A 6118-nucleotide genomic window follows, 5' to 3' on the forward strand; every position below is an offset into this window, starting at 1 on the left:
CTCAGCCCGCCACGCCGGCCGCGTCCAGGCCCTCGCGCAGGGACGGCATGGGTGCGTCACGGCCGGGCCGCTGGCCGAGGATTCCGCAGCCATTTCGCAGCGCCCCGGACTGATCCCGCAGGAAGTCCGGCGTCGCATCCGCCCCGACCTCCGCCACGTCCAGCACCCGCCCGCCATCCTCTAGCCCCAGCTCCGGGTACAGCACGCTCCACGGCAGCTCCGCCCGCGTCCCCGTGCCTCCCTGCCGGCTGCGCACCACCTCCACCGACCAGCCCTTCCCGTCGCGCGCCTCCGTGCGAAGCCGCGTCACCCCGTCCGCCGGCGCCTCCGGCGAGGTGAGCAGCAGCAGCAGCCCGCCCCCGCGCTCCGCCGCGTCCGCCAGCTTGCGCGCCTCCGCCAGGGAGACCCGTGGCGTCCTCTCCACCGAGCCCACCCCTCGCGTCAGGTCCAGCACCACGCAGGCAAAGGCCCCGCTCCGGGCGAGCTGCACCGCCGCCCACACCCGCTGCTCGGGCGCCTGGGGCCGGACGATGAGCAGCCGCTCCAGGTCCACGCCGAGCGCCGCCGCCGCGGGCGGGTACAGCTCACGCGGGCCATCCACCCACGCGCAAAGCCGCTCCTCCCGGTGCGCCGCCGACACCGCCCGCAGCGCCAGGCTGGTGCGCCCCGAGGCCGCCTCTCCACACAGCTCCACCGCCTGCCCCAGCGGGAAGCCGCCCGCGGGCAGCAGCGCGTCCACCGCCTCCATGCCCGTGCGCAGCACCGCCAGGTAGCGCCGGGGCGCCGCCTGGAGCTGGCGGATCTTCTCCCGCAGCTGCTCCACCACCGAGCCCGACGAGCCCGTCGCCCCCGCCTCCCCACGCTGCTCCGCCGCCGCGCGCATCTCGCCTCCTCGCCAGAACCCCTGAGCCCGAACGGTCGTCTGGACGCTCGTTCAGTATGCTCGTGGGTCTGACATGCGCCGCACAGGACGCACCGCGATGGGGCGGCGGATCAGACCTGACAGCTCGGATCCGCGGGGGCGACGTGAGAGATCTCCAGGGTCTGCGCGAGCACCAGGCCGCTAGCCCGCGCAGATCACCTTCACTTCCACCTTCGTGTCGTCCGCGCGGCGCAGGCACGTGCCCAGGAAGTACAGGCGCGCGGAGCGCTCCTCACCCGAGGGCTCGTACCGCAGGTCGCCCGCCGCCACCGAGCAGCTCTCCACCGTGCCGTCCGCGCGCGTGAGCTCCACCTTCGCCAGCCGTGCGTCCGGCAGATTCACCACGTCGATGCTCTGCGCCACCGTGGCCAGCTCGGCGATGCTCAGCAGCGTGTCCCGGTAGCCCTCCTTGCAGATGGAGTCGAGGTTGCGCAGGTCCTGATCGAACTTCTCCGCCAGGGCCCGCTGCCGGAAACCCGGGCCGTTCGACGTCGGACAGTCGACATTGCGGACGAACGTGCCGCCGCTCGTGACGTCCTGCACCAGACCGGCCCGCTTGTCGGACAGCGCCACCGGGCCAATGGTGGCCCACAGCACCTCCCGGGAGGCCCCCGTCGAGTCATGCAGGCGCTGGAAGAGGGAGAAGTACTCGTCCACCGACGTCAGCTTGTCCCCCTGCTCCGTGCAGTGGTCCACCGACGTGTCCTCGGTGAGCACCACGGGCGGCGGGCGCTCGGTGGAGCTGCAGTCCTCCTCGTCCGACACCACCACGACGAGCAGCCGGGCGCCGTCGCGCAGGAAGCCCGCGTTGCCGCCCGCGGAGACGGCCGTCGTCGCCAGGGGCTCCGACACCGCCAGGTTCACCGCCTCGAAGGGGGACTCCTGCCCGCTGCCGTTCGTGCCCTGCTCCACCAGCCGGCGGAACTTCTCCACCAGGAACGGGTCCGAGCCCTCGATGAAGTGCTCGTCCGTCGCCTGCCCCGAGGCGTCCGGCACGGGCTGCAGCCGGCCGGACTGGTCCTCGTAGTACCGGACCTGCTCCTGCCCCTGGAACAGCACGCGCCGATAGACGGACGTGGTGATGACGCCCACACGGAAGTCCTGGGCGATGCCGCCCCCCTCCTTGAGGGCCTCCACGAAGGCGGGCAGCTCCCGGGCGATGCCCTCCTGCTCTTCCGCCATGGAGGACGAGTTGTCGATGACGAAGAGGATGTCCGTCTTCTGCGGGGAGACGACCGGGGACTCGGCCTCGCATTTCCCTGGCAGGGTGGAGCCCGGGTCGTCGACGGGCGACTTGCACGCCGACCCCCACAGGGCGGCCGTCAGCAGCAACAGGGTTGCACGGGTGCGGAGCTTCATGGGCATCTCCGAGGGGGACGGCGCACCCGGCGGCGCGCCGCATCAAGCAGGGGGGGCAAGCATGCCCCACCCCATGCAAGGACGCGAGACTTCAGAGGATCGTCGGGCATCCGACGAGGGCGTGGAAAAACGCACATCGCGTTTGCCAGGGGCGTTTTGGTTGTTACGTTGGTTCATCTGCCGCAGAAAACTGACAGATGTTCACCGGTCTGGTCGCTTGCTGACCGGGCTTGAAGAAAGAACAAGAGAAGAGGCCGAACTTCATGTCCGACGAGAAGAAGAAGGGCTCCTCCGCGAGCGCCATGCCCACCGCGATGGCACCGCCGGGGCTCATCAACAAGGAAGACATTCCGCAGGTGCTGCCCATCCTGCCGCTGCGGAATAGCGTCTTCTTCCCGGGCGGTGTGCTTCCGCTGGCCGTCGGCCGCCAGAAGACCATTGCCCTCATCAAGGACGCGGTGCGCGACGACCAGGTCATCGGTGTCGTCACGCAGCGCCGCGCCGAGGAGGAGGACCCGGGCGCGTCCGACCTCTACACCATGGGCACCGTCGCCCGCATCGTGAAGCTCCTGAAGATGGGCGAGGACAACTACTCGCTCGTCGTCCAGGGTCTCGCCCGCTTCCGCGTGGTGGAGCTGGTCCAGGAAGCGCCCTACCTGAAGGCCCGCGTCGACGCCGTCGAGGACAAGACCTCCTCGGAGAACGTCGAAGTCGAGGCCCTGGGCATCAACCTCAAGAAGCTGGCGCGCGAGGTCATCGAGCTGATGCCCGAGCTGCCGGCCGCCGCCACCGAGCTGGTGGAGAGCATCACCCACCCCGGCCACCTGGCGGACCTCATCGCCGCCAACGTGGACGTGCCCATCGAGGAGAAGCAGGCCGTCCTCGAGACGGTGGACCTCAAGGCGCGGATGAAGCTCGTCCTCGAGCTGCTCAACCGCAAGCGGGAGATCCTCAAGCTCTCCAACAAGATCGACTCCGCCGTGAAGGGCGAGATGTCGAAGACCCAGCGCGAGTACTACCTGCGCCAGCAGCTCAAGGCGATCAAGGAAGAGCTCGGCGAGATGGGCGAGGAGGAGGAGGAGCTCGACGAGCTGCAGGAGCGCCTGAAGAAGGCCGGCCTGCCGCCCGACGTGGAGAAGGTGGCCCAGAAGGAGCTCAACCGCCTGAAGACCATTCCGGCGGCCTCCAGCGAGTACACCGTCTCGCGCACCTACCTCGACTGGATCGCCGACCTGCCGTGGTCGAAGATCTCCGAGGACAACCTCGACATCGAGAACGCGCGCCAGCAGCTCGACAAGGATCACTTCGGCATCAAGAAGGTGAAGAAGCGCATCCTGGAGTACCTGGCCGTCCGCAAGCTGAAGAACGACATGCGTGGCCCCATCCTCTGCCTCGTGGGTCCCCCGGGCGTCGGCAAGACGTCGCTGGGCCAGAGCGTGGCGAAGGCCACGGGCCGCAAGTTCGTGCGCCTGTCCCTGGGCGGCGTGCGTGACGAGGCGGAGATCCGCGGCCACCGGCGTACCTACGTCGGCGCGCTGCCCGGCCGCTTCATCCAGAGCATGAAGAAGGCCGGCACCAAGAACCCGGTGATGATGCTCGACGAGATCGACAAGCTCGGCGCGGACTTCCGCGGCGACCCGAGCGCGGCGCTCCTCGAGGTGCTGGACCCGGAGCAGAACAACTCGTTCAGCGACCACTACCTCGACGTGGCCTTCGACCTGTCCAAGGTCATGTTCGTCGCCACGGCGAACCAGCTCGACCCCATCCCCGGCCCCTTGCGGGACCGCATGGAGATCATCGAGCTGACGGGCTACACGTTCGAGGAGAAGCAGAACATCGCCCGCATCCACCTGGTGCCCAAGCAGCTCAAGGAGCACGGGCTCAGCGGGGACCACATCGAAATCACCGACGAGGCGCTGCTGACGCTGACGACCTCGTACACGCGTGAGGCCGGTGTGCGTAACCTCGAGCGCCGCATCGCGGACATCTGCCGCGCGGTGGCGGTGGAGGTGGCCGGAGGGAAGATGGAGAAGCAGACCATCAACGGCGACAGGGTGAAGGAGATCCTGGGGCCCGAGATGTTCTACTCCGAGGTGGCCGAGCGGACCGAGGTGCCGGGTGTGGCCACGGGCCTGGCCTGGACGGCGGCCGGCGGCGACCTGCTCTTCATCGAGGCGACGAAGATGGCGGGCAAGGGCGGCATGACGCTCACCGGCCAGCTCGGCGACGTGATGAAGGAGAGCGCGACGGCGGCGCTGAGCTACCTGCGCAGCAAGGCGGAGCAGCTCGGCATCAGCCCGAACTTCCTCGAGAAGACGGACCTGCACCTGCACTTCCCGGCGGGCTCCATTCCGAAGGACGGTCCTTCGGCGGGCGTCACCATCCTCACCGCGCTCACCAGCCTGCTGACGGGCATCCGGGTGCGGCACGACACGGCGATGACGGGCGAGGCCACGCTGCGTGGCCTGGTTCTGCCGGTGGGTGGCATCAAGGAGAAGGTGCTGGCGGCGCACCGGGCGGGCATCAAGCGGGTCATCCTGCCCGAGCGGTGCCGCAAGGACCTCATCGACGTGCCGGACCAGGCGCGCAACGAGCTGGAGTTCATCTTCGTCACGCACATGGACGAGGTGCTCAAGGCCGCCCTGGAGACCATGCCGGTCGGCCTCGCCCCCAGCGGCGGCGGCGAGCCGGGCAAGGAGGCCCCGCTGGCCCAGAAGACGGCGGAGCCCGAGGTCCGCGCCTAGCGCACGGCCTCACGGCCGGTAGGAAATGACACGGGCAGGTTCCCTCACGGGGACCTGCCCGTTGTCTTTGCGGGCGGGCGTCGTGCTTGGGCCCTCCGGCCGGGCAGGCGCGGGACGGGGCTGCCCTTCCGTCGAGTCCCGCGCCGGGGGACACTGGGGAACGCCGCTCCGTCCCCGGGCGTCACACCCGCCATGCTGAAAACCACCTCCCTGCTCGGACTGTGCGCCGCCCTGCTCTCCGCGCCCGTGCTCGCGTCGGAAGCGGTGGTTCAGCCCTCCGTCCCCTTGGCGGACGGTGCGAGCACGGCCTCGTCCCCCGCATGGCCCGCGCCGGGCGCGCCGCTCACCGTCGCCGAGGTGCGCTTCCCGGCGGGCTTCGGGAAGCGGCGCATCTATCTGGATGCGGGGCACGGCGCGGTGGGGAACACCGGCAACCGCTCCGTCACCTGTGAGGACGAGGAGGCCTTCACGCTGCGTGTCGCGGAGGACCTGGCGCGGCGGCTGGAGGCCACCGGCCACTTCCGGGTGCGCCTGAGCCGCAAGCCGGGCGAGCGCGTCCCCTACCCGTCCCGCCTCAACGCCGCGCGGAGCTGGAATGCGCACGCGCTGCTGAGCCTGCACTCGGATGCGCGGGGCATGGCCCTGCCCTGGGAGCCCGCGCCGGGACAGCAGTGCTACCGGCAGGACGCGTCCCCGGGCTTCAGCGTTCTGTGGTCCGAGGAGGCCAACGCGCCTCTGCGCTCCCAGCGGGCCCTGCTGGCCCGCGCGCTGGCCCGGAGCATGGGACGCGCCGGCTTCCGCTCCTACGACGGCGTGGACTACACGGGGCTCTACGCCCCCGACGCCGCACAGCCCGGCGTCTTCGTCGCGCGCCCGAACGAGCCCACGCACCGGCGCATCTTCGTGCTGCGCAGGCCGACCATCCCCTCCGTCATCATCGAGACGCACCACGCGCTCGACTTCGAGGAGGCCGCGCGCTGGCGCGAGGAGCGCACCCTGGAGGCGTTCTCCGCCGCGGTGGCCCAGGGGTTGGTGGACGCGCTCGCGCCGTCCGTGTCACCGGCCGCCAGCGCGACGGCCCAGCCCTGAGCGA

At 70.4% G+C, this 6118-nt stretch carries 4 protein-coding genes; 2 read left to right on the top strand and 2 right to left on the bottom strand.

Features of this window, described 5'->3' with window-relative positions:
• Position 1: 1 nt before the first annotated feature.
• Positions 2-883 (bottom strand): ImuA family protein, encoded by an 882-nt coding sequence (locus tag OV427_RS48285; protein ID WP_267863034.1) that lies wholly within the window; start codon positions 881-883, stop codon positions 2-4.
• 180 nt (positions 884-1063) lie between these two features.
• The gene (locus tag OV427_RS48290) at positions 1064-2281 is read right to left on the bottom strand and encodes a vWA domain-containing protein (protein ID WP_267863035.1); all 1218 of its coding nucleotides are present in this window, start codon (positions 2279-2281) and stop codon (positions 1064-1066) included.
• A 263-nt stretch (positions 2282-2544) separates the two neighbouring features.
• On the opposite strand from OV427_RS48290, the gene lon reads away from it, so the two are divergent.
• Entirely contained in the window at positions 2545-5025 is a 2481-nt protein-coding gene (gene lon / locus OV427_RS48295; RefSeq protein ID WP_267863036.1) for an endopeptidase La, read from the top strand.
• 192 nt (positions 5026-5217) lie between these two features.
• On the top strand, positions 5218-6114 hold the full coding sequence (locus tag OV427_RS48300) for an N-acetylmuramoyl-L-alanine amidase family protein (protein ID WP_267863037.1): 897 nt from the start codon (positions 5218-5220) through the stop codon (positions 6112-6114).
• The last annotated feature ends 4 nt before the right edge of the window (positions 6115-6118 follow it).

The organism is Pyxidicoccus sp. MSG2, assembly GCF_026626705.1.
In the GTDB taxonomy this organism is placed as follows: Bacteria; Myxococcota; Myxococcia; order Myxococcales; family Myxococcaceae; genus Myxococcus.